The organism is Paraburkholderia xenovorans LB400 (assembly GCF_000013645.1).
Classification (GTDB): domain Bacteria; phylum Pseudomonadota; class Gammaproteobacteria; order Burkholderiales; family Burkholderiaceae; genus Paraburkholderia; species Paraburkholderia xenovorans.
This window is the reverse complement of the sequence record NC_007952.1, coordinates 2,300,308-2,323,235: the sequence shown is the minus strand read 5'-3', so window position 1 is coordinate 2,323,235 and position 22,928 is coordinate 2,300,308. Positions and strand designations below refer to the sequence as shown.

The window sequence follows — 22,928 nt, the reverse complement described above, 5'->3', positions numbered from 1 at the left end:
ACTGCCGTTACGAAATACCGAGTTGTTGTGCCGTCGCGTCGATGGCTTTTTTGGCCTTCGAAACGATTTCGTCGATTTCCAGCTTGTTGATGACCAGCGGCGGCGACAGCAGCATCCGGTCGCCGGTGGCGCGCATGATGAGATTGCCGTTGAAGCAGAAGTCGCGGCAGATCGTGCCGACATCACCGCCATTGGCGAAACGCTTGCGTGTTTTCGGGTCTTGCGCGAGTTGCAGGCCGGCCACCAGACCCGCGCCGGAGATCTCGCCGATGATCGGGTGATTGCCGAGCGTGTCGCGCAGCTTCTTCTGGAAGTACGGACCCGTATCGGTCTTGACGCGCTCGACGATCTTTTCGTCGCGCAGCAGCTTGAGGTTCGCGACCGCAACGGCGGCGGCGACCGGATGCCCCGAATACGTGAGCCCGTGGTTGAAGTCGCCGTTTTCGATGATCGCTTTGGCGACGCGGTCATGCAGGCCGACCGCGCCCATCGGTATGTAACCGCTCGTCAGGCCCTTGGCCAGCGTGATCAGATCCGGTTCGAATCCGAAGTACTGGTGTGCGAACCATTCACCGGTGCGGCCGAAACCGCCGATCACTTCGTCCGCGACGAGCAGAATGTCGTACTTGCGGCAAATGCGCTGGATTTCCGGCCAATACGTCGAAGCGGGGAAGATCACGCCGCCCGCTCCCTGGAAAGGCTCACCAATGAATGCGGCGACATTGTCCGCGCCGATTTCGAGAATCTTCGCTTCCAGCTGCTGCGCGCGCGCCAGTGCGAACTCTTCCGGCGTCAGGTTGCCTTGTGCCTCGCCGAAGAAATACGGCTGGTCGATATGGACGATGTTCTCGACTTTCGAGGGCATCTGTTCATGCATGTAGCCCATGCCGCCGAGCGTGCCGCCCGCGATCGTCGAACCGTGATAGCCGTTCTTGCGCGAGATGACGAATTTCTTCGCGTGCTTGCCCTGCGTTGCCCAGTAATGGTGGACGATACGCAGCACCGTGTCGTTGCCTTCCGAACCGCTGTTGCAGTAGAAGAAGTGATTGAACGGTTCGGGCGCGAGCTCCGCGAGCAAGGCCGACAGTTCGATCACCGGCGGGTGCGTGGTCTTGAAGAAGGTGTTGTAGTAGGGCAGCTCCATCATCTGCCTGTACGCGGCGTCGGCCAGTTCCTTGCGGCCATACCCGACGTTCACGCACCACAGGCCGGCCATGCCGTCGATCACCTTGTTGCCGTCCGAGTCCCACAGGTACACGCCTTGTGCCTTGACGATCACGCGGCTGCCGGTGCGATTGAGCGCGCCCATATCCGAAAACGGGTGGATGTGGTGCGCGGCGTCCAGCGCGCGATATTCGGCGGTGCTGCGTTGTTGCGTGGCTTGCGCAGCCTGGGCGCTTGCGGCCGGTTGCGCCGGTTGAACGTAAGCGACTTCTTCGGTTCTGTAGCTCATACTTCCTCCAGATTTTTTGCGTTTGCCTTACACGTGCAGCAGCAAATGCCTGCGTTCCCACGAACTGATCACGCGGAAGAACGCTTCGTATTCGGTTTCCTTCAGGGCGAGGTACGCCTTGACGAATTTTTCGCCGAGTACTTCGGCGATAGGTTCACAGGCGCCCATCAACGTCAGGCCCTCTTCGAGATTGCGCGGCAACTGGTACGGCAATTCGTAACCGTCGCTGAGCAGCGGCTCGGTGGCTTCGAGGTTCTGCGTCATGCCGAGATAGCCGGCGGCGAGCGTCGCTGCAATGGCGAGGTACGGGTTGCAGTCCACGCCCGGAATGCGGTTTTCGATGCGGCGCGCGGCCGGGCCCGAATGCGGAATCCGGAAACCCACTGTGCGGTTGTCGTAACCCCAGGCCACGTTGATCGGCGCGGCCATGAAGCGCGACAGGCGGCGATACGAGTTGATATACGGCGCGAAAATCGGCATCAGCGCGGGCGTGTACTTCTGCAAACCGGCGATATAGCTCGTGAACAACGTGGTCGGCTTGCCGTCCGCGCCGGTGAAGAGGTTGTGGCCGGTTTCTTCGTCGACCAGACTTTGATGCATGTGCATCGCCGAGCCCGGTTCGCCTTCCATCGGCTTGGCCATGAAAGTGGCGTACATCTTGTGGCGCAACGCGGCTTCACGCACCGTGCGCTTGAACAGGAACACGCTGTCGGCGAGCTTGAGCGGATCGCCGTGCATGAAGTTGATTTCCATCTGCGCGGCGCCGACTTCGTGAATCAGCGTGTCGACTTCCAGTTCCTGCACCTCGCAGTACTCGTAGATGTCTTCGAAGAGCGGATCGAATTCGTTGACCGCTTCGATCGAATACGCCTGACGGCCGGTTTCCGGACGCCCGGTACGGCCGATAGGCGGTTGCAGCGGCAGGTCCGGGTCCTTGTTCATGTCCACCAGATAGAACTCGAGTTCGGGCGCGATGACCGGCTTCCAGCCCTTGGCCTTATAGAGTTCGAGCACGCGGCGCAGGACGCGGCGCGGCGAGATCGCGACCGGCGTGCCGTCGAAGTGAACGCAATCGTGGATCACCTGGGCGGTCGGATCGACGGCCCACGGAATCATGCGGATCGTGCTGGGGTCGGGCACGCAGACCATGTCCGGATCGGTGACGCCGGTGAGCGTGCCGTCTTCCGGATAGTCCCCTGTGACGGTCTGGATCATCACCGCCTGCGGCAAGCGCATGGACTCGCCGGATTCGAATTTGCTGCGCGGAATGATCTTGCCGCGCGCGATTCCGGCCATATCCGGAATGATCGCTTCGATTTCGGTGACACGGTTCTTCTTCAGAAAATCGTCGATGTCATGCATGTTTGTTCTCTCAGTTTTGGTGCGCGACCGGCTCAGGCATGCGTGGCAGCGGCGGATGCCGCGCCATAGCCGGCCTTGGTGCGCATTCGATCGCGGCAGGCGTCGCCGAACGCGCGAAAGATCGCGGTGGACAGCGCGTCGCTGGCATGCTTCCACTCCGGGTGCCACTGCACACCCAGCGCGAAGGCACGCGCATCTTTCACGCTTACCGCTTCAATCAGGCCGTCCGGCGCGGTGGCTTCGGCCGTGAGGCCCACGCCCAGCCGCTCGACGCCCTGACCGTGCAAAGAATTCACACGCGCTTCATTCGTGCCGCCCGCGAGGCGCTGCAACAAGCCGCCCTGCGTCAGCGTGATCGAATGCGACGGTGCGTATTGCACGTCGAGGTCGTCTTCCTTGTTCTCGCGATGGTCGTTCAGACCGTCCACCGCGTGAACGCTTTGATGCAGCGTCCCGCCAAAAACCACGTTCATTTCCTGGAAGCCCCGGCATACGGCCAGCACCGGCACACCGGCTTCGATCGCCGCACGCATGAGCGGCAGCGTGGTCGCATCGCGTGCGGCGTCGTGCAGCGTGCCCGGCGTGCTGGGCTGGCCGCCGTAGCGGTGCGGCTCGACGTTCGAATAGCTGCCGGTAAACAGCAGGCCGTCGACTGTCGCCAGCACGTCCGCCGCGGACTGACGCTCGCCGAGCGCCGGCAGCAGCATGGCGAGCGCCTGCGAGCCGTCCACGATCGCGGCGATGTACTTCTCGCCAACCACGTGCGACGGGTGGACTCCCATCATCGTTCTGTCGGCGCTGATGCCGACGAGAGGTTTGTTTCGCATAACGAATAGACGTGTGTGTTCCCCGCGGGACGCGGCATGAACAACGTTAAACACAGCGCGGCACGATTCCGCAGCCGTGCGCGAAGCGCAAAGCCACCGGGTGGTGCAGGCGGTCGTCGTCGACAGAAACGCGCCGCGCGTGGTTATCGGATGGGCTGTTCGATTCGATCCGCTGCGGTGCGCAACTGATCCGATGGGCGTGAAATGCACAGGCGGCAGACGGCACCGCACCTGCAGGAACGCACGGCTCGAAAGAGCGCGCTCACGCAAACGGATGAATCGAACGGCGAAAAGGGGAGAGGCGCTACGGCAGCAGCGAGGCGACTTCGTCCGTGCGCACGGCAATGAAGGCGCGCGCGGAGATAGAGTTGTGACGTCGAACTGAACGGCGGGACAGGATCGTGAAGACGGACAGAAAGCGGCGGAACGCAAGGCTGCCGTTGCTGCCGTCGGCGATGGCGCCGTCAGCGCGAGGACAACTCGCCTGACTACGATTCCATCTCACCAAAGGGCCTCGGACTCTCACGATTACACTCGACTAGCGACGTTGAAAGTATTGAACGGCCTGCTCGAAATCCGCACGGGGCGTTTAAAGAAACAGGACGCTGGGATGATCGCCTTGAACCGATGCGAACTGAATTCGCTGCGCCGCAAAACACACGCTGGTGCTTCCCGGAGTCGGCATGACGACCGCCTGTGAATCAGCATATACGAGCCAATAAAGCCGTCAAATCCTTTTTGATAAAAGATTTATCAGGGCTTTCCCGAGGGTGCGGCTAGAATCCCGCCCGGTGGGAACGTTCGTTGCGTTGTTCATATTTCGGAAACCTTTCAGGGTTTTCCCCAGCGGCGCAACGATTAAAGTGATTAGAATATTCAACACTCGCGGGCACCTCGTTGCCTGAGTCACGTGGTCCTTCAGCGGCCCGATCGTCTTCCATGTCAGAGAACCTAGCAATGTCCATCGAAGTAGCGACCCGTCTGCAATACATCCGCAAGAAGCATGGCTTGTCCCAGCGTGAACTGGCGAAACGGGCGGGAGTGACGAACGGCACGATCTCGTTGATCGAGCAGAATCGCGTGAGCCCCTCGGTTGGCTCGCTGAAGAAACTGCTCGAATGCATACCCATGAGTCTCGCCGAATTCTTCACCTTCGAAGTAGAGGTGGAGCGCTCGGTCGTGTCGCGCCGGGCCGATATGCCGAACCTCGGCAATGAATCGATTGAGTTCTATCTGGCGGGTTCGAGCGTGAAAGACCGCAACATGGGGATTTTGCGCGAAGTCTATCAACCGTTGTCGGACACGGGACCGGAAATGCTGGAGCACGAAGGGCACGAGGGCGGGGTGGTGGTGAGCGGTCAGATCGAACTGACGGTGGACGGCACCACGTGGCTGCTCGACCCCGGTGACAGCTACTACTTCGAAAGCCGTCTTCCGCACCGTTTTCGCAATCCCAGCGCGGAGCATCTCTGCGAGATCGTGTCGGCCAATTCGCCGCCCACTTTCTGAGGACTCCGCGCCAACGCGCCTCGACTCAACTCAATTCAGTGCCGCAGTTCAGCGCCGCATGAAGTCGATGCAGATTTGCGTCGAGCGCACAACACATTGAGGCATCCTGATGGACAAGAAATCTCTCGCCTTCTGGCAAGACAAAGCCGCTACGCTTTCTATTGAAGGCCGCGCGTTTATCGACGGTGAATACCGTGACGCGGAAGGCGGCCGCACGTTCGACTGCCTGAGTCCGATCGACGGCAAGCTGCTCGCCAAAGTGGCCGACAGCGGCGCGGCCGACGTCGACGCTGCGGTGTCGGCGGCGCGCCGTGCATTCGACTCCGGCGTGTGGTCGGGCCTCAATCCGCGCCAGCGCAAAGCCATTCTGCTGCGTTGGGCCGCGTCGATCCGCGAGCATATGGACGAGCTCGCGCTGCTCGAAACCCTCGACGCGGGCAAGCCGATCGCCGACACCACCAGCGTGGACGTGCCGGGCGCGGCGTATTGCGTCGAGTGGTTTGCCGAAGCGATCGACAAGGTGGGCGGCGAAGTCGCGCCGGCCGATCATCATCTGGTCGGACTCGTCACGCGCGAGCCGATCGGCGTGGTGGCTGCGGTCGTGCCGTGGAATTTCCCGATCCTGATGGCGTCGTGGAAATTCGGCCCGGCCCTGGCCGCTGGCAATAGCGTGGTGCTCAAACCTTCGGAGAAGTCGCCGCTCACCGCGATCCGTCTCGCGCAACTCGCACTCGACGCAGGCATTCCCGCCGGCGTATTCAACGTCGTGCCGGGCGCGGGCGAGCCGGGCAAGCTGCTGGCATTGCATCAGGACGTGGACTGCCTCGCTTTCACGGGCTCGACCAACGTCGGCAAGCTGATCATGCAGTACGCCGGCCAGTCGAATCTGAAACGCGTATGGCTCGAACTCGGCGGCAAGTCGCCGAACATCGTGATGCCGGATTGCCCTGATATGGACCGCGCGGCGAACGCGGCGGCCGGCGCGATCTTCTACAACATGGGCGAGATGTGCACGGCGGGTTCGCGTCTGCTCGTGCATCGCGACATCAAAGACGTGTTCCTCGACAAGCTGATCGCCGCGGCACGCAGCTATACGCCGGGCAATCCGCTCGATCCGAACACGTCGATGGGCGCGATCGTCGACAAGGTTCAGCTCGAACGCGTGCTCGGCTATATCGAAGCCGGCCGCGCCGAGGCAAAGCTGTTGCTGGGCGGCGCACGCGTGAAAGAGGAAACGGGTGGCTTCTATATCGAGCCGACCATCTTCGAGATTCCGGCTTCAGGTGCAAAGGTCGCGCGCGAGGAAATCTTCGGGCCGGTGTTGTCGGTGATCACGTTCGACACGGTGGAAGAGGCGATCAGGATCGCTAACGACAGCGAGTACGGTCTCGCCGCCGCGGTCTGGACCTCGAACCTGACCATCGCGCACGAAGTGTCGCGCAAGCTCCGCGCGGGCACGGTATGGGTCAATTGCTACGACGAGGGCGGCGACATGAATTTCCCGTTCGGCGGCTACAAGCAATCGGGCAATGGCCGCGACAAGTCGCTGCACGCGCTGGAAAAATACACCGAGCTGAAGTCCACGCTCGTGCGGCTGCGCTAAAGGATTCGCGTAGCCGGCGCGGCGGCGTGCGTGAGGCGCGCCGCCGCGTTCCCAATGAATCCGATGCCGGCGTTGCGCGTGTCTTCCTGAAGCTTTGCACGCGCCGCCGGACTGTCTATAGGTATCAGGTCACCCATGACTGAACTCGTCTATGGCGACGGCGCGATCCGCCGCGCGTCACTCTATGGCTCGTCGATCGAAAACACCTACGCGGGCGTGCTGTCGTTCATGCGCCGCAAGTACACGCGTGAACTCGACGGCGTCGACGTCGTGGTCTCGGGCGTGCCGCTCGATCTGGCCACCACGTTTCGCTCCGGAGCGCGCCTCGGACCCGCGGCGGTGCGTGCGGCCAGCGTGCAGCTGTCGGAACTGCATCCGTATCCGTGGGGTTTCAATCCGTTCGACGACCTCGCCGTGACCGATTATGGCGACTGCTGGTTCGACGCGCACAATCCGCTCACGATCAAGGCGTCCATCGTCGAGCATGCGCGCACGATTCTGCGCTCGGGCGCAAAGATGCTGACACTCGGCGGCGATCACTACATGACCTATCCGCTGTTGATCGCGCATGCGGAGAAGTACGGCAGACCGGTCTCGCTGATTCATTTCGACGCCCATTGCGATACCTGGGCCGACGACAGTCCCGACAGCCTGAATCACGGTTCGATGTTCTACAAGGCGGTGAAGGACGGCCTGATCGATCCGGAGACCTCGGTGCAGATCGGCATTCGCACGTGGAATGACGATTTCATGGGCATCAATATTCTCGACGCCGCCTGGGTGCACGAGCATGGCACGCGAGCGACGGTGGAGCGGATTGCGTCGATCGTGGGGGAACGTCCCGCCTATTTGACGTTCGATATCGACTGTCTCGATCCGGCGTTCGCGCCGGGCACGGGCACGCCGGTGGCGGGTGGCTTGTCGTCGGCGCAGGGACTGGCGATCGTGCGCGCGCTCGGTGCCTTGAATCTGGTGGGCGCGGACGTCGTGGAAGTCGCACCCGCTTATGACCAGAGCGAGATCACGGCGATTGCCGCTGCGCATATCGCGTGCGATCTGTTGTGCCTGTGGCGTCAACGCAAGGTTGCGCAACGCGGCGCTTAAGCGCTCGACGCCCATCTCCGTTCAAACCGACCGGCTCAGCCCAACGACGACGAACGTTCGGGCTGACGCCGGCCTTCGCGCAATCCGAGCGTATAGACCAGCAGCGCGCCGCTCATGAGGGCGAGTTGCCACATCAGCATGTCGCTGCCGCGCGCTTTCATCGCGAAGCCCGCGACAAGCGGTCCCACGATCGAACTCGCCGTGAAGGTGAGCGACACGAGGCGCATGTTGCGCGTGAGCGCGGCCTTGTCGCTGCAAGCCGCCGCGTACATGCCGAGCGTGATGAACGAACTGTTCATGCCGCCAAGCCATAGCGCGCTCGCGGCCGCGAGCCATGAAGCGGGCACGGCCAGCGCGAAACCGCAGATGGCGAGCGTGCTGAGCGCGGCGCAGACGATCACCGCGGCGGCGAGCCCCGAGCGGTCGGCCAGCCAGCCGACCGGAAATTGCAGCGCCATGCCGCCCACGCCGAACAGCGTCAGCAGCGTGGCGGTTTGCGTGGCGTCGAGGCCGTGCGCGTCAGCGAATAGCGGAAAGAGGCCGTATAGCGCGCCGTCGCCGAGACCGCCGGCCGCGACGACCACCATGCCGAGGCTTACCAGCGGAGCGACCGGCAAGCGCTGTGCGGCGGCTTTTCTTCGCGCGGGCGGTGGTTCCGCCAAGGCCGGCCGCTCGCCATCCGCTGCGGTCAACCACAGCGGCAGTGCGGCGGCGAACGTGAAGGCCGCGCCGGCCGCGAACGTGATGTGTCCGTCGACGTCGCACCACACCGCCAGCGCCGGGCCGATCACGCCCGCCGTGGCGATCAGCGCTTCGTGCACGCCCACCACGCGCCCGCCCGATTCAGCGGGCACCAGACTGTAGAGCCAGGTTTCGTTGGCGATCCAGCGCAGGCCGATACCCAGGCCCGTCAGCAGACCGGGCACGAGCCATAGTGGCCACGACAGCGCGCTCATGGTGGCGAACGCCGCGAGCGTGGCGAGCAGCCCCAGCGACACCGTGCGTTTCGCGCCGATGCGCGCCATCAGCCACGGCGCGATCAGCAAGCCGGCCAGCATGCCGGTCCATTGGGCGGCGGAGAAGAGGCCGGCGCGTGGCGCATCCAGACCGCGATGAGCGAGCCATACCGGCAGCACCATGAAGCCGATGCCGAACTGGCCGACCTGCGCCAGCGCCGACACCACGGTCAGCGCCGCGATTGCCCGCCAGCGCACCGGCGCGGCGGCTTTCACGAACGGCTCCGCGCGGGCATGGGCAGCCCCTGTTCGCGGCATTCGACCGGGCAGCCGGCCTTCAGGCACGGCCCGTCGTCGCACAGGCGGCACAGTTGCATGGCGTGTGCCGGGTCGCGGGTCTCGTTCCACAGAATCTTGATCAGCAGGCTTTCCAGCACCTCGCGCTCGCTGCCGTCGAGCCGGCCGACAATGCGTTGCAGCATCCTGTCGCGCGCCGTTTGCAGACGTTTGGCCTCGCGTTTGCCGGCGGCCGTCAATGCAAGGGCCACCGCACGTTTGTCCGCGCCCGATTTTTTCTCGACGAGGCCCGCTTCGACCAGGCCTGCCACAGCGCGCACGGCGGCCGGATGCGACAGATCGACTGCCTCGCGCAGCACTTCAATCGACGAATCGGGGTATTGGCCGACCGCGTTGAGCATGGCGCGGGCGGTGGGGCCGGCGAGCGCATCCACGGTGGGCTGCGCGTTCATTTCGTCGGTGACCAGCAGGGCGAGCACGCCCAGCAGATTTTCCGTGCGCTGCGTCATGGAGACACCTCAATGTGTGCAACGTGCATATATGCATGTTGCACACATTGAGTGTGAAGCGCAAGCGCTTTTTCGGCAGCGCGTGCAGCGCTGCTGGAAGGATGAAGGCCTTACTTCGCCAGCCGCGCCCGCACCGTGTATTCGCCTTCTTCGCCCTCGTCCTCCAGCATGTGGGCCTTCGCCGTGTGGAAGTCCGGCGGCAGCGGCTCGACCGGATAGCCGCGTTTTTCCCACGCGTCGAGGCCACCCTTGAGCGCGCGGATATGGTGAATATTCTTGCGGTGCAACTGGTTGACGATCCGCTTGGCCGTCGCCTCGTTCGGACATACGCAGTAGACGACGATCGGCCGCTTCAGCAACTCGGGATCGATCGGTTCGGGCGAATCGAGATCGAGCGGCCGCGCGCCGGCAATCCGGTGCGATTCCTTCTCACGCACGCTGCGCGGCCGCGCGTCGAAAATCAGCGGCGGTTCGTTCGACCTCATCAGCTCGTCGAGTTGCTCCGGAGAAATGCGCGTATGCGCGAGCCACCGGCGAAACTGCCAGCGGCGCACCCAGCGGTACAGCAAAACCGCCACGAAGATCACCGCGAACGCGTCGAAAATCGTGCCGCCGTTTTGGCGCACGAGAAGCAACAGTTGCACGATCTGGTCGTGCAGGGCGCCGCCGCCGATCACCCACACGCCGGCCCACAGCACGGCACCGATAAAATCCCACAGCAGAAACACGCCCACGCTGATGGCTGTCGTGCCGAGCAGCGGCGCGGAGATCAGCCCGAGTCCGGGCAGGAACTTGGCGACGGTGAGGATCGGCGCGCCGTACCGTTCATAGGTATTGCGCGCGACGCGGACGGTGGTGTCGAGCGAAAGGGAGAAGCGCACCAGCGAGTTCAGCAGGCGGCGGCCGTACGCACGTCCGGTGAAGAACCACAGCGAGTCGGCAATCAGCGTGGCGCCGACCGCGGCGCACACGACGCTCGCATAGGAGGTTTGCCCCATAGCGGCCATGGTTCCACCGAGGATCAGCATCGGCGCGGCCGGAATCGGCACGCCGAGCTGCGTGACGAGCACGCTCATGAACACGGCCCACACGCCCAGCGAGGGTGGAATAGCAACCGGAAAATGCCACACAACCGCGCTCCTCAGAATGCGATGAAGGGATTTGAAATGTCCGCGCCCGGATGGCGCGTTGGGAGCAGGCAGCGCATGTTTCGTTCCCGAACGACCGCGGGCGCGATGCCATGCCGGCGGACGGGCGCAATAGTACAAGAACAGTGTGAAAGGCGAATTTAAGCACAGGTGGCAAAAGGGCGCTCTGAAAGAGGCCGGCTGCCGAGCGGATTCATGCAGATCGACGGGCGGAAAACGAGTGGCATGAAGCGCTGCCGCGCGGTCCGTTGCTAGAATTGCCGTTGTGCACATTCAAATATGACGGAGACATCGCATGGCAAAGCTTCAGCCGATTAGCCGCTACCCGGTGCCTGAACCGGGCCAATGGCCGGACGACATTCGCGCCCGCATTCTCGAAGTGCAGGAGAAAGCCGGTTTCGTGCCGAACGTGTTTTTGACGCTGGCGCACCGCCCGGACGAGTTCCGCGCGTTCTTCGCCTATCACGACGCGCTGATGCTGAAGGAGGGCGGCCTCAGCAAAGGCGAGCGCGAGATGATCGTGGTCGCCACCAGTGCGATCAACCAGTGCCTGTATTGCGTGGTCGCGCATGGCGCGATTCTGCGCATCTACGAAAAAGCGCCGCTGGTCGCCGACCAGGTTGCCGTGAATCATCGCAAGGCGGACATTACGCCGCGCCAGAAGGCGATGCTCGATTTCGCGGTGAAAGTTTGCAGCGAGTCGGGCACCGTCGGCGACGCGGATTTTCAAACGCTGCGCGAGCACGGCTTTTCCGACGAAGACATCTGGGACATCGCGGCGATCACGGCGTTTTTCGGTTTGTCGAACCGTATGGCCAACGTCATTTCCATGCGTCCGAACGACGAGTTCTATCTGATGGGGCGTGTGCCGAAAGCCGCTGCTGCGGATACGCCGCGAAAATAGCGGCGGGCGCTTCCATTCTCGCCGCATTGCGGACTGATGCGAGTGTACGGTGGCTGCGTGCGCCGCCACCGTACGCACGTTCACGCCGCCGCCGGCTCGGCCCGAAGCGCGGGCGTGCTCACCGTGGTGTCGTCGATCGGGAAGTGCAGCATCGCGGCAACGAGCCCCGCCACCACGGTCGCTTCCCACAGCAGCGAATACGAGCCGGTGAGATCGAACACCAGGCCGCCCAGCCACGCGCCGAGAAAGGAGCCGATCTGATGGCTCAGAAAGCACAGCCCGAACAGGCTGCCGAGGTGGCGCGTGCCGAACACTTTGGCGACCAGTCCGCTCGTGAGCGGCACGGTGCCGAGCCAGGTCAGACCCATCACCGCCGCGAAGATCACGACCGAAGCAGGGGTTTTCGGCAGCAGGAAGAAGGCCCCGATCGTCGCGCTGCGGATCAGATAAAGCCAGCCGAGCACATGATGCTGCCGGTAACGGCCGCCGAGCCAGCCGCAGGCCCAGCTGCCCGCCATATTGAACAGGCCGATCAGCGCGAGGGCGGTGGCGCCGAGTCCGATCGGCATATGGCAAAGCGACAGATATTCCGGCAGATGCGTGGCAATGAACGCAAGCTGGAAACCGCAAGTGAAGAAGCCGAGTGTCAGCAGCAGGTAGCCGCGATGCCGGGCCGCCTGGCCGAGTACCTGGCGAAGCGGCGCGACCGGCGCTTCCTGACGCGGTGTACCGACCCGCGCGCGCCGGTCGAGCACCATGCCGAGCGGGGCGATCAGCAGCATCACGAACGCCAGCACGAAGAGCGACGTGGCGATGCCCGAGCTGAGCCGGACGCCTTGCACGAGCGGGACCATCAGTACCTGGCCCGCGGAGCCGCCGGCGCTGACCAGACCCATCGCCATGCTGCGGTTTTCCGGCGAGGCGATGCGGCCCACTGCCGGCAGCACCACGCCGAAGGTCGTGCAACTCACGCCGATGCCCACCAGCAGTCCCATGCCGACGATCAGCATGGCGCCGCTGGGCGCCACTGCCGCGAGGCCGAGCCCGGCCGCGAAAGTGGTCGCGCCGAACGCGACCACGGGCGCTGAACCATAGCGATCCGCAGCGGCGCCCGCGAACGGCTGGGCAAAACCCCACACCAGATTGTGCAGCGCGATCGCGAACGCGATCAGCGTGACCGGCAGACCGCGGTCGAATGAAAACGGGCCGATGAACAGGCCGAAGGTCTGCCGGATGCCCATCGCGGCGCTGAGAATGATCGCGCCGGCGAGGATCACCAGCGTCGTCTGGTTGAACGCGGGGGCGAAGCGTTTGCTGTTAGCGGTTGACATGGTTCTGATCTCCTTTGACACATGGTCGCAGCGAGCATCAGAAGCGGCAAAAGAAAAGATTTCGACGACAGGTGAGCGTGACTCACCTGTGCGGGCCGACTTGCGTTTCAACTGACGGCGGCGCGCACCGTTTGCCCAGAGGCGTCGGCGTGTGTCTCCAGGTGCTCGGCCTCGCTCACCAGCCAGCGCTTGAAGTCGGCGAGTTCCGGCCGGCGATCGCCGTTTTCGGCGCTCACCAGCCAGTAGGCCGTGGTGGAGGCAATCGTCGCCGGATCGGCCTCCACAAGCGCGCCCCTGTCGAGGTCCGGGTCCACCAGCGGCCTTCTGCCGAGCGCGACGCCGAGGCCCATGCCGGCGGCTTCGAAGGCGAGCTGGATCGTGTCGACGCGCAAGCCGCCCGTCGTGTCGAAGCCTTCAATGCCGGTCGCATCCAGCCATGCCTGCCAGTCTTCGCTGGCGGCGTTGACGTGAATGAGCGTCGCGCGGCGCAGGTCCGCGTTGCCGTGCCCGTCGCGCAGCGTCTCCAGATACGCGGGGCTGCACACGGGCACGAAGCGCTCGCCGAACAGTCGCGTCCACGCGGTACCGGCCACCGGTGCACGGCTCAGGCGGATCGCGAAGTCGAAACCGTCGACGGGAAAACCGACCTGACGGTGCGAGGTGTCGACGCTCACATTCACATTCGGCCAGCGCGCGCGAAAACCGGCGAGGCGCGGCAGCAGCCAGCGCGATGCGAAAGTCGGCGCGCAACTCAGCGCGATCGGGCGGTCCGCGCGATGATTGGGCAGGCGCTGCGTGCCGATGGCGATCAGCGAAAACGCTTCGGAGACGTACGATAAATAATCCGCGCCGCTTGCCGTGAGCGAAATGCCGCGCGGCTCGCGCACGAACAGTTCGACGCCGAGCGCCTGTTCCAGTCCGACAATGCCGTGGCTGATGGCGCTCGGCGTGACGTTCAGTTCCGCGGCGGCAAGTTTGAAACTCTGGTGTCTGCCGGCCGCTTCGAAAAAGCGAAGCGCCGGCAGCGGTGGCAGACGAAGCGGCATGGTGCATCCTCATGGACGGCGCGCCGGGCGCGCGTGCTGGTGCGCTCAAGGATACCTTGCCGGGCGTTTCTGGTCGTCCTCACGGCGGCGAGCTTGAGCGCCCCGCAGAAAAATTTCGCCGATGCTGTCGATTTGCCGCCGCGCGGTTCGTCGTGGCTATATGAGGACGGGAACGCGCCCGCTATCGCGGCGCACCGCTCGCGTTCGCTATCCTTTTTTCGCAAGAGGAGACTGGCTAATGACTGACGTACACGCATCCACCCAGGCGCTGAAGCCGGCGCGGCTGCTCGCGGATTCACCGAGCCGGTTTCCCGGCGAGAGCGCCGAATATCGTCGCGCGCGCAACGACCTGCTCGTCGAGGAAATCGAATTGCGCCGCCATATCGAACGCGTTGCCGCGCAGCGCCGCGCGTTGCCGGCCGGCGGCGTCGTGCCCGAGGATTATCGGTTCATGGGCGAAGCCGGCCCGGTAGCGCTATCCGAAATGTTCGGCGCGCATGACACGCTCGTCACCTACAATTGGATGTTCGGCCCGCAGCGCGTGCGGCCATGTCCGATGTGCACCTCGCTGCTGAGCGCGTACGACGGAGAAATGCCCGACATCCTGCAGCGCGTGGCGTTCGCCGTGATTGCCCGTGCGCCGATCGAGAGACTGGTTGCGTTCGGGAAAGAGCGCGGCTGGCGGCATTTGCGGCTGTATTCGTCGGGCGGCAACAGCTTCAATCGCGACTACGCGGCGGAAGATCCGGCCGGCGACGATCATCCCGCGTTCAATGTGTTTACGCGCTCGGGCGGCACGGTGCGGCACTTCTGGGCCGAGGAGATGGGACCGTCGACAGCGGACCCGGGGCAGGATCCGCGCGGCGCGCCCGACGTGATGCCGATCTGGACGGTGCTCGACATGACCCCTGGCGGACGCGGCACGGATTGGTATCCGAAGCTGGAATACGATACGGCGCCGGGTTAGGCCGCTATCGAGGCTGTTGGGTGGTTTCGATACGGCTGTTCGCCGGTGCCGGACGCATGGGCCGGCGGCTTCGCGCACCGCGTCGGCAATAGAGTGCAGATGCGATGCCGCCCGGCATCGACTACGACAGCGTTTGCACAGCGTAGTCCTGCCCGCGCGTCGTATGCAGATACTCGGCGACGGCGCTTGCCCGCATCGGCCGGCTGAACAGATAGCCCTGCATCGCGCGGGCGCCGAGCGCCTTGACGACCTCGACTTGCGATGCCGTCTCGAGTCCTTCCACCACGCATTCGAGTCCCAGATTGCGGCACAGGTCGAGCACCGACTTGACGATCTTTTTCGAAGCGCTGTTGGAGTCCACGTCCGTCATGAAGCTGCGATCGATCTTGATCGTATCGAAGGGCAGGCGATGCACGTAGCTAAGACTTGAATACCCGGTGCCGAAATCGTCGAGCGACACGCGGCAGCCCGCTTTCTTGATCACGGTGAGCGAACAGCGCGCCTGTTCGAAATCGCGCGTCACCGCCGTCTCGGTGATCTCGAACGACACACGATGCGGCGGCACGCCGCTTGCCATGACGATATCGATCAGGCGGCGGGCGCGTGCCGACGTACAGATATCGATCGCCGACAGATTGAACGACAGATAAAGCTCCGGCGGCCAGCGCGCCACTTCGTCGAGCGCTTTGTGCAGCAGCACTTCCGTGATGCGCAGAATCAGTTCGGTACGCTCTGCAATCCGAATGAACTCTTCCGGCCTGACCGCGCCGAGCCGCGCGTTGTGCCAGCGGCCAAGCGCTTCCAGACCGATGGTGCGCTGTGCGAGCACGTCGTGGATCGGCTGAAACTCCAGGAACAGTTCCGACTCGAGGTCCGCATGGCGAAGCTCCTGAGTCACGAGACTCGAACGGCGGATCCGTGTTTCATGTTCGGTCGAGAAGATGACCGGCGTGCCGCGCCGGCTTTCCTTGCCGACATACAACGCCGTGTCGGCGCGTTCGAACACCTGCGCCATCGTCGTGCCGGCCTCGGGGAACGCGGCCCAGCCGATGGTGCCCGACAATTCGGCGATATTGCCCGCTACCCGGTAGGGCTGACTGAGTACGCCGCAAATGCGCTCGCCCAATTCGACGAGCGTCTCGTTCGCCAGTTGGTGCTGTGCGAGCACGCCGAATTCATCGCCGCCGAGCCGCGCGAAGAAAATGCCGGGCTCCGCAAGCGACAGCAGGCGCGAGCCGACTTCCTGAAGAACGAGATCGCCGCTCGCGTGGCCGTAGATATCGTTGACCTGTTTGAATCCATCGAGATCGATCAGTCCCACATTGAAGCCGTTGCCGCTGCTGAGTGCCTGTTCGGACAGCGCGCGCAACGAGGCGAAGAAGCTGCGCCGGTTGGGCAGGTCGGTCAGACTGTCGATGCTCGCGAGCCGGAAGTTGTCGTCGCTCAGGCGCTGCGTTTTCTGCTGGCTTGCCTGCAACTCGCGCTGCGCGTGCACCACGTCGGCAAAAGTCCGGCAATACAGCTGAATGATGAAGGCGAGCGCGACGCCGACCAGAGTCATGTCGACGGCCATTGCGATGAAAACCGGATAGCCGGTGAAAACGAGGAAGGTCGAAAAGCTTAGGATGACGATCGACAGCAGCAACATGGCGGCCGCGCGCAGGTGCATCAGGCAGAACACGCAGCCGACAACCGTGGTCGCCATGTAAAACGCGACTTGCGTCTGTTCGTACGCGGTGCCGTACGGGAACAGCAACAGCGACCAGCTGCTGAATGCGATGGCGAAGAGGCCGGCAAGCCAGGTCAGCTTGCGCAGTTCGGGCACGGCCTGGTTGTCGGTCAGCACGCGGTGCCGGCATTGCCACCATCGTATGCAGCGGACGACGCACAGGGCGCACAGCGCGGCCGGAAAGTAGATCGACAGCCATGCCGGCGCGCAATTCACATGCATGATCGCGACGGCCGCCGTGTTGACCAGCAGGATGAAATAGAGAAGGGGAACCTGGTGGCCAAACGCTTCGAGCTGCGAACGCACGAGTTCGGGGTCGCGTTCCGCGACCGACAGTGCATCCCTCAATTTGGCTATCAGAACCATTCCCTTCCCTTTAAGCGTTCGCGCTGCACACGCAGCTATATATCGGCAGCACGGGAGGGATCTTGAGGAGGCCTTAAGCAGAAGTCGATTCGGCGCGCGCAGGCGGTAAGTACGACCGGCCAGCGCAGCCGTGTATGTCATTTATGCCGCGCCGGGGTGGCGCGAATCACGGGGTGGCCGTATCAAAGCGCCGGACATGAAAGCACGCGCTGAGGCTCCATGCTCGTGCCGGGTTGCCCGTTCGGTGCCGGTGTGCCTTGCGTTGGGCTGGAAACGAGGCGCACGGCATTCACGCCGGCATTCGCCAGCACGTATTTTTCGGGGCTGTCGTCAGGCTGCCAGTAAGCCCGGAAAACGCCGCTGTCGCCGAAAACCAGCAGTTTGCCGTGGATGGTTCGAGTGCCGCTAACCAGGTCGACGGGTTCGCCGTCGCGGACCTGAAAGCTCTGGGAAGGCGCTGAATGTGTCGTGCCGACCAGGGTGGCGCAGGCATTTTCGTCGGCTGCGAGAGCAGTGCAAGACATCGCGGCGAGCAACGCGCTTGTTGCAATATGGCGAAATTTCATTTTTTTATTCCTCCCGGGTTGCTGATTGCGGACGCCTCGGCCTGACAATTTCCGGAACTCTCCAATCCACCATAACATAGTAAAAAAGCCCGCCGGTCATGGTTTGCGCTGCGCTAAACCACTGAAATTGCAACGGATTGTGATAGCGCGAGAACACGTATCGAGCGGAAGAAACGCCTAAGCGCGCGATTCTTATGGCACTTTGCAGGAAAAAATCGTCAAATTCCCTGTGGGCGGGTGATACAAGCCTTACACCCAAGGTTTGCGTGAACCGGCGCCTATGCGTTAGTGTGTCGGTCCCGGCGCAACAGATGTGGCGCCGGTTCCATGATTACCATACGGGAAGTGCTATGAACAAACAGGAACTGATTGATGCAGTCGCCGCAGCGACGGGCGAAAGCAAAGCGGCCACCGGCCAAACCATCGACGCGATCGTCGAAGCGGTGACCAAGGCCGTGGTGGGTGGCGATACGGTGCAACTGGTCGGTTTCGGTTCTTTCTCGACCGGCGCGCGCGCAGCACGCGTGGGCCGCAATCCGTCGACGGGTGCCGAGATCCAGATCGCGGCTGCCAAGACGGTGAAGTTCACCGCCGGCAAGGCGTTCAAGGAAGCCGTCAACGCGTCGTAATGCAACGCGCTTCGCGCCGGAACATCCACGCGCGCTGCGTTGGCGCGCGGCGAGCGATGCTTCGGGCGTGAGGAATCACGCGCTGCCCAACGCCGGTAAGACGGATCCATCGGCGGCTGGTGCGGCGCGTGGGTTTTTTCGTGCTGCCTCCAACGGGACTTTCTTCCTGCAAGGCATGCTCGACGTAACGCCGGCCGCCTGGCGCGTGCTTAGCCCGCGCGGCGTTTGCGGGTGGCCTCGGCGAGTGTTTCGAGCACCGGCTCGGTCTGCGCCCAGCTGACGCAGGCATCCGTGATCGATACGCCGTGACGCAACGGCACACCAGGCTTCAGATCCTGGCGGCCTTCTTCCAGATGACTTTCCAGCATGACGCCGATAATGCGGCGCTCGCGCTGCGACAACTGCAGCGCGATATCCTGCACCACTTCGAGTTGACGCAAATGCGATTTGCCCGAGTTCGCATGCGAACAGTCGATCATGACCTGCTCGCGCAGTCCCGCTGATTTCAGCGCGACGCAAGTCGCGTCCACCGACGCGCTGTCGTAGTTAGGCCCTTTCTTGCCGCCGCGCAGGATCACGTGCGCGTCGTCGTTGCCGCGCGTTTCGAAGATCGCGGCCATGCCCATTTTCGTCATGCCCATGAACGCATGGCTCGCGCGCGCGGCGACGATCGCGTCCGCGGCGATCTGCACGCCGCCGTCCGTGCCGTTCTTGAAGCCGATCGGGCAGCTCAGTCCCGAAGCGAGTTGACGATGGCTCTGACTCTCCGTCGTGCGCGCGCCGATAGCGCCCCACGCGATCAGATCGGCGATGTACTGCGGGCTCAGCAGGTCGAGAAACTCGGTGGCGGTGGACAGGCCGAGACCGTTGATATCGAGCAGCAATTGCCGAGCGAGACGCAGACCTTCATTGATACGGAAACTGCCGTCGAGCCGCGGGTCGTTGATATAGCCTTTCCAGCCGACGGTAGTGCGCGGCTTCTCGAAGTAGACCCGCATTACGATCAGCAGGTCGTCCCTGTAAGTGTCGGCGGCGACTTTCAGCTTGCGCGCATAGTCGATCGCCTGGTCGTGGTCGTGAATCGAGCACGGTCCGACGATCATCACGAGCCGGTCGTCGCGGCCATGCAGAATGTCGGCGATTTCCGCGCGGGTCTTCTCGACCAGCGTCTGCACCGAAGGCGGTGTGGGCAACTCGTCCTGCAACAGCGCAGGGGAAATCAGCGGACGTACCGCGCCGATCCGAACGTCGTCGATGCGCGTGGTGTCCTGGGTGGCGTCGGCCGAGCCGACTTCCTGATCGTGCAAAGGATTGTCGATGGCGTTCAAAATATTCTCCCGGACCTTGGTGATGAAGCGGCCTCGCGGCCTGACTGCGTGAGTGTGGGTGCGTTGATCGTGGCTGTCTTCGCTGCCGGGATTATGACACTCGCGTGCTGCGGCCGGGATGGCGCAGGTCAGAGACGTTTGATCAGCGCCATCGCGGCGGCCGGATTGCGCTCCTTGAAGCCGCTGATCACGTACAGATAGACGTCGCGTGCGGCCGCTTTGGCGGGCGCTTGCGCGAAGGTTTCCAGATCGGACGGTGTCGTGCCTGCCGCCAGTTGCCGCGCGCGTTCGGCCCATGCGTCGAGCGCTTTGGTCGAATAGCCCTTGGCCTGTTTATCCGTAGTGCCCATGATGCGGGCATAGACGAAGGGCGCCGTGATATCCGCGATTTGCGGGTAGTCACTGTCGCCGGCCAGTACGACGGCGACTTTGTATTTGCGGGCGAGCGCGACGAATTCCGGCGTTTTGAAGGTGTCGTTGCGCACCTCGATTGCATGTCTGAGCTTCTGGCCTTCGATACTGGCCGGCAGCAATTTCAGAAAGGCTTCGAACTCTTCGCTATCGAATTTCTTCGTGGGCGCGAACTGCCAGTTGATCGGGCCGAGTTTCTGTTTGAGCAGCAGCACACCGCTTCCGAAGAAGCGTTCGATTGTTTCACCCGCGTCCGCGAGGACTTTTCTATTGGTCGCATAACGCGGCGCTTTCAGTGAGAAGACGAAATCGTCCGGGGTTTCCTGATACCACTTCTCGTAGCTCGCCGGTTTCTGCAAACCGTAAAACGTGCCGTTGATTTCAATCGATGTGAGGTTCCTGCTCGCGTATTCGAGTTCGCGGCTTTGCGTGAGGTCGGAGGGATAGAAGGTGCCGCGCCAGGGCGCATAGGTCCAGCCGCCGATACCGATGTGGATGTTCGTCGTTCCGGCGGCCTTCGTGGTTTTTGCGGTTTTTGCGGCGGGTTCTTTCGGCACTTGGGTTCTCCATCTGGCTTCGCAGGGAAGCTGTAGATTAGCCGTTTTTGCGCCGGACGGCCTAAACCTCGAAGAACCGGAAAAGCGCGCCTGTGCCTGTCATTCGCCGCCGCGAGGCGCACCTGCCGCGTGACGCGCGGCTTCTTCGAAGCGGCGGTTCGCCTCCGCCACTTCCACTCTGAACTGTTGCAGGGCGCTTACCGCCAGATCCGGCGGCGTGAGCGCGGCCCACAACACGTCGATGAGCCGATCCGCGGTCGCATCGATATCGATGTGCCGGTTCGCGAGCGTGGCATCCCACAGCACGTGCTCCATTGGCCCAAACACCATCGAGCGCAGCAGGCGCAGGGGCATGTCGCCGCGAATCTGCCCGCTCTCCTGGCCCTGTGCAAGCACGCGCATCAACGGGGCGGTATAGCGGCGCTGCAACTCCGTGAGCGCTTCGCTCAACTCGTGGTGGCGCGCCCGCCCTTCGGATAACACCAGTGCGCATAGATCGGTGCCGTTCACGAGCATCAGCCGCAAATGCGTGCGAACGATGAACGCGAACTGTTGCCGCACATTGCCGTCGCGCGGCAAGCCGGATTCGATCGCATCGATGATCTCGTCGTACCAGTCGCCGATCACCCGCGCGCACAACTCGCGTTTGCCGCGGAAATAGCTGAACACGGTCGCCTCGGAAATGCCGAGACGCTGCGCGATCTCGGCGGTCGTCGCGCGCTCGTAGCCCTTTTCGGAGAACACGTCGCGCCCCGCCTGGAGGATCTCCTTCACGCGTTGCTGCGACTTGCGCCCGGCCGGCTGGCGGCGCGAGGCGGGTAACTCGGCCTTCGTGGCAACCGTCATATGAGTCCAGTTCAGATTTGTTGGTCAGATTCGACATGAAAGCACGCCGAATGAACCCTTGATGACAATCCTATCACGCCGCAGCGGCTTTCTACACAGTTGGTCCAGTTTCTGAGTGATACTCAAAAATACCTATTGACGCTTACGTAAATCTGGCGTGAAATGCGGCTTGAACGTTGCGCCCCACGCGGGACGACAGAGGCGGGTCAACAGTTCCGCCGCCGTCCGCCGGGCCGCATTCGGACCAGTCGGCGCCTATATTCAGGCCGGCCGCCAACGAACTCTGGAGACACAGCAATGAGCAACCTGCCCGGTTTGCAATTCCCGCTCGGCGAAGAAATCGAAATGCTGCGCGACAGCATCGCGGGATTCGCTGCCAAAGAAATCGCTCCGCGCGCTGCGGAAATCGATCGCACGGATCAGTTTCCGATGGACCTGTGGCGCAAGTTCGGCGATCTGGGCGTGCTCGGCATGACGGTCTCGGAAGAATACGGCGGCGCGAACATGGGCTACACGGCGCACATGATCGCCATGGAAGAAATCTCGCGCGCGTCCGCCTCGGTCGGTCTCTCGTACGGCGCGCATTCGAATCTGTGCGTCAACCAGATTCATCGCAACGGCACGGAAGCGCAGAAGCAGAAGTACTTGCCCAAGCTGGTGTCGGGCGAACATGTCGGCGCGCTTGCCATGAGCGAGCCGAACGCGGGTTCGGACGTGGTCAGCATGAAGCTGCGCGCGGAGAAGAAGGGCGCTCACTATGTGCTGAACGGCACGAAGATGTGGATCACCAACGGCCCGGATTGCGACACGCTGGTCGTCTACGCCAAAACCGATCCCGAAGCGAATTCGCGCGGCATTACCGCGTTTATCGTCGAGAAGGGCATGAAGGGTTTCTCCGTTGCGCAGAAACTCGACAAGCTCGGCATGCGCGGCTCGCATACCGGCGAACTGGTGTTCCAGGACGTGGAAGTGCCGGAAGAAAATATTCTCGGCCAGTTGAACGGCGGTGCGAAGGTGCTGATGAGCGGCCTCGACTACGAACGCGCCGTGCTCGCGGGCGGGCCCACGGGCATCATGGTCGCGGTCATGGACGCGGTCGTGCCGTATATCCACGACCGCAAGCAGTTCGGCCAGCCTATCGGCGAGTTCCAGCTCATTCAGGGCAAGGTCGCCGATCTCTACACCACGTTGCAGGCATGCCGCGCGTATCTGTACGCGGTGGGCCGGCAACTCGATACGCTCGGCAAGGAACATGTGCGCCAGGTGCGCAAAGACTGCGCAGGGGTGATTCTCTACACGGCGGAAAAAGCCACGTGGATGGCGGGCGAGGCGATCCAGATTCTCGGCGGCAATGGCTATATCAACGAATATCCGGTCGGCCGCTTGTGGCGCGACGCGAAGCTCTATGAAATCGGCGCCGGCACGAGCGAAATCCGGCGCATGCTGATCGGCCGCGAATTGTTCGCCGAAACGGCATGAG

At 63.2% G+C, this 22,928-nt stretch carries 21 protein-coding genes; 7 read left to right on the top strand and 14 right to left on the bottom strand.

Going from position 1 to position 22,928, the window contains the following annotated elements; genetic code table 11:
- Positions 1-7: 7 nt before the first annotated feature.
- The 4 genes from BXE_RS32255 to BXE_RS48280 all read right to left on the bottom strand — a co-directional run bounded on the left by BXE_RS32255 (position 8) and on the right by BXE_RS48280 (position 4,168).
- On the bottom strand, positions 8-1,453 hold the full coding sequence (locus BXE_RS32255) for an aspartate aminotransferase family protein (protein ID WP_011492316.1): 1,446 nt from the start codon (positions 1,451-1,453) through the stop codon (positions 8-10).
- Positions 1,454-1,480: 27 nt separating this feature from the next.
- Positions 1,481-2,815 (bottom strand): glutamine synthetase family protein, encoded by a 1,335-nt coding sequence (locus BXE_RS32250; RefSeq protein WP_007177776.1) that lies wholly within the window; start codon positions 2,813-2,815, stop codon positions 1,481-1,483.
- 32 nt (positions 2,816-2,847) lie between these two features.
- Positions 2,848-3,642 (bottom strand): gamma-glutamyl-gamma-aminobutyrate hydrolase family protein, encoded by a 795-nt coding sequence (locus BXE_RS32245; RefSeq protein WP_011492315.1) that lies wholly within the window; start codon positions 3,640-3,642, stop codon positions 2,848-2,850.
- A gap of 304 nt (positions 3,643-3,946) precedes the next feature.
- On the bottom strand, positions 3,947-4,168 hold the full coding sequence (locus BXE_RS48280) for a hypothetical protein (RefSeq protein WP_171983793.1): 222 nt from the start codon (positions 4,166-4,168) through the stop codon (positions 3,947-3,949).
- Positions 4,169-4,599: 431 nt separating this feature from the next.
- Here BXE_RS48280 and BXE_RS32240 point away from each other — a divergent pair, with 431 nt between their 5' ends.
- The 3 genes from BXE_RS32240 (at position 4,600) to speB (ending at position 7,858) form a co-directional block, all read left to right on the top strand.
- A complete protein-coding gene (locus BXE_RS32240; RefSeq protein WP_007177774.1) occupies positions 4,600-5,151 on the top strand; it encodes a cupin domain-containing protein in 552 nt (183 codons plus the stop codon).
- Between the two features lie 109 nt (positions 5,152-5,260).
- Positions 5,261-6,754 carry an aldehyde dehydrogenase gene (locus BXE_RS32235; protein WP_011492313.1) on the top strand — a complete coding sequence of 498 codons (1,494 nt, stop codon included), beginning with the start codon at positions 5,261-5,263 and terminating at the stop codon, positions 6,752-6,754.
- 135 nt (positions 6,755-6,889) lie between these two features.
- A complete protein-coding gene (gene speB / locus BXE_RS32230; protein ID WP_011492312.1) occupies positions 6,890-7,858 on the top strand; it encodes an agmatinase in 969 nt (322 codons plus the stop codon).
- A gap of 35 nt (positions 7,859-7,893) precedes the next feature.
- Here the strand turns inward: speB and BXE_RS32225 are convergent, their stop codons facing one another.
- From BXE_RS32225 to BXE_RS32215, 3 genes are all read right to left on the bottom strand, one after another.
- Complete coding sequence (locus tag BXE_RS32225; RefSeq protein WP_040124552.1) at positions 7,894-9,090, bottom strand: MFS transporter; 1,197 nt, start codon at positions 9,088-9,090, stop codon at positions 7,894-7,896.
- Complete coding sequence (locus BXE_RS32220) at positions 9,087-9,620, bottom strand: MarR family winged helix-turn-helix transcriptional regulator (RefSeq protein WP_011492310.1); 534 nt, start codon at positions 9,618-9,620, stop codon at positions 9,087-9,089. Before BXE_RS32220 ends, BXE_RS32225 begins: the two co-directional genes overlap by 4 nt.
- Before the next feature lie 110 nt (positions 9,621-9,730).
- Complete coding sequence (locus BXE_RS32215) at positions 9,731-10,750, bottom strand: VTT domain-containing protein (protein ID WP_040124554.1); 1,020 nt, start codon at positions 10,748-10,750, stop codon at positions 9,731-9,733.
- Positions 10,751-11,063: 313 nt separating this feature from the next.
- On the opposite strand from BXE_RS32215, the gene BXE_RS32210 reads away from it, so the two are divergent.
- Positions 11,064-11,672, top strand: a complete 609-nt coding sequence (locus BXE_RS32210; RefSeq protein ID WP_011492308.1) for a peroxidase-related enzyme — start codon at positions 11,064-11,066, stop codon at positions 11,670-11,672.
- A gap of 80 nt (positions 11,673-11,752) precedes the next feature.
- Here the strand turns inward: BXE_RS32210 and BXE_RS32205 are convergent, their stop codons facing one another.
- The gene (locus BXE_RS32205; RefSeq protein WP_011492307.1) at positions 11,753-13,003 is read right to left on the bottom strand and encodes an MFS transporter; all 1,251 of its coding nucleotides are present in this window, start codon (positions 13,001-13,003) and stop codon (positions 11,753-11,755) included.
- A 107-nt stretch (positions 13,004-13,110) separates the two neighbouring features.
- Entirely contained in the window at positions 13,111-14,049 is a 939-nt protein-coding gene (locus BXE_RS32200) for a LysR substrate-binding domain-containing protein (protein WP_011492306.1), read from the bottom strand.
- 238 nt (positions 14,050-14,287) lie between these two features.
- Between BXE_RS32200 and BXE_RS32195 the strand changes: the two genes are divergently transcribed.
- Complete coding sequence (locus BXE_RS32195; protein ID WP_011492305.1) at positions 14,288-15,016, top strand: DUF899 domain-containing protein; 729 nt, start codon at positions 14,288-14,290, stop codon at positions 15,014-15,016.
- A 121-nt stretch (positions 15,017-15,137) separates the two neighbouring features.
- Here the strand turns inward: BXE_RS32195 and BXE_RS32190 are convergent, their stop codons facing one another.
- The gene (locus BXE_RS32190; protein WP_011492304.1) at positions 15,138-17,111 is read right to left on the bottom strand and encodes a putative bifunctional diguanylate cyclase/phosphodiesterase; all 1,974 of its coding nucleotides are present in this window, start codon (positions 17,109-17,111) and stop codon (positions 15,138-15,140) included.
- Positions 17,112-17,293: 182 nt separating this feature from the next.
- A complete protein-coding gene (locus tag BXE_RS32185) occupies positions 17,294-17,677 on the bottom strand; it encodes a hypothetical protein (protein ID WP_171914114.1) in 384 nt (127 codons plus the stop codon).
- Positions 17,678-18,027: 350 nt separating this feature from the next.
- On the opposite strand from BXE_RS32185, the gene BXE_RS32180 reads away from it, so the two are divergent.
- Positions 18,028-18,306, top strand: a complete 279-nt coding sequence (locus tag BXE_RS32180) for an HU family DNA-binding protein (RefSeq protein ID WP_006049832.1) — start codon at positions 18,028-18,030, stop codon at positions 18,304-18,306.
- Positions 18,307-18,515: 209 nt separating this feature from the next.
- Here the strand turns inward: BXE_RS32180 and BXE_RS32175 are convergent, their stop codons facing one another.
- The 3 genes from BXE_RS32175 to BXE_RS32165 form a co-directional block, all read right to left on the bottom strand.
- Positions 18,516-19,634: a 3-deoxy-7-phosphoheptulonate synthase gene (locus tag BXE_RS32175; protein WP_011492302.1), complete on the bottom strand. Its 1,119-nt coding sequence runs from the start codon at positions 19,632-19,634 to the stop codon at positions 18,516-18,518.
- A gap of 128 nt (positions 19,635-19,762) precedes the next feature.
- On the bottom strand, positions 19,763-20,602 hold the full coding sequence (locus tag BXE_RS32170) for a DUF72 domain-containing protein (RefSeq protein WP_011492301.1): 840 nt from the start codon (positions 20,600-20,602) through the stop codon (positions 19,763-19,765).
- A 99-nt stretch (positions 20,603-20,701) separates the two neighbouring features.
- Entirely contained in the window at positions 20,702-21,448 is a 747-nt protein-coding gene (locus tag BXE_RS32165; protein ID WP_011492300.1) for a TetR/AcrR family transcriptional regulator, read from the bottom strand.
- A 297-nt stretch (positions 21,449-21,745) separates the two neighbouring features.
- Between BXE_RS32165 and BXE_RS32160 the strand changes: the two genes are divergently transcribed.
- Complete coding sequence (locus BXE_RS32160; RefSeq protein ID WP_011492299.1) at positions 21,746-22,927, top strand: isovaleryl-CoA dehydrogenase; 1,182 nt, start codon at positions 21,746-21,748, stop codon at positions 22,925-22,927.
- Position 22,928: the final 1 nt, after the last annotated feature.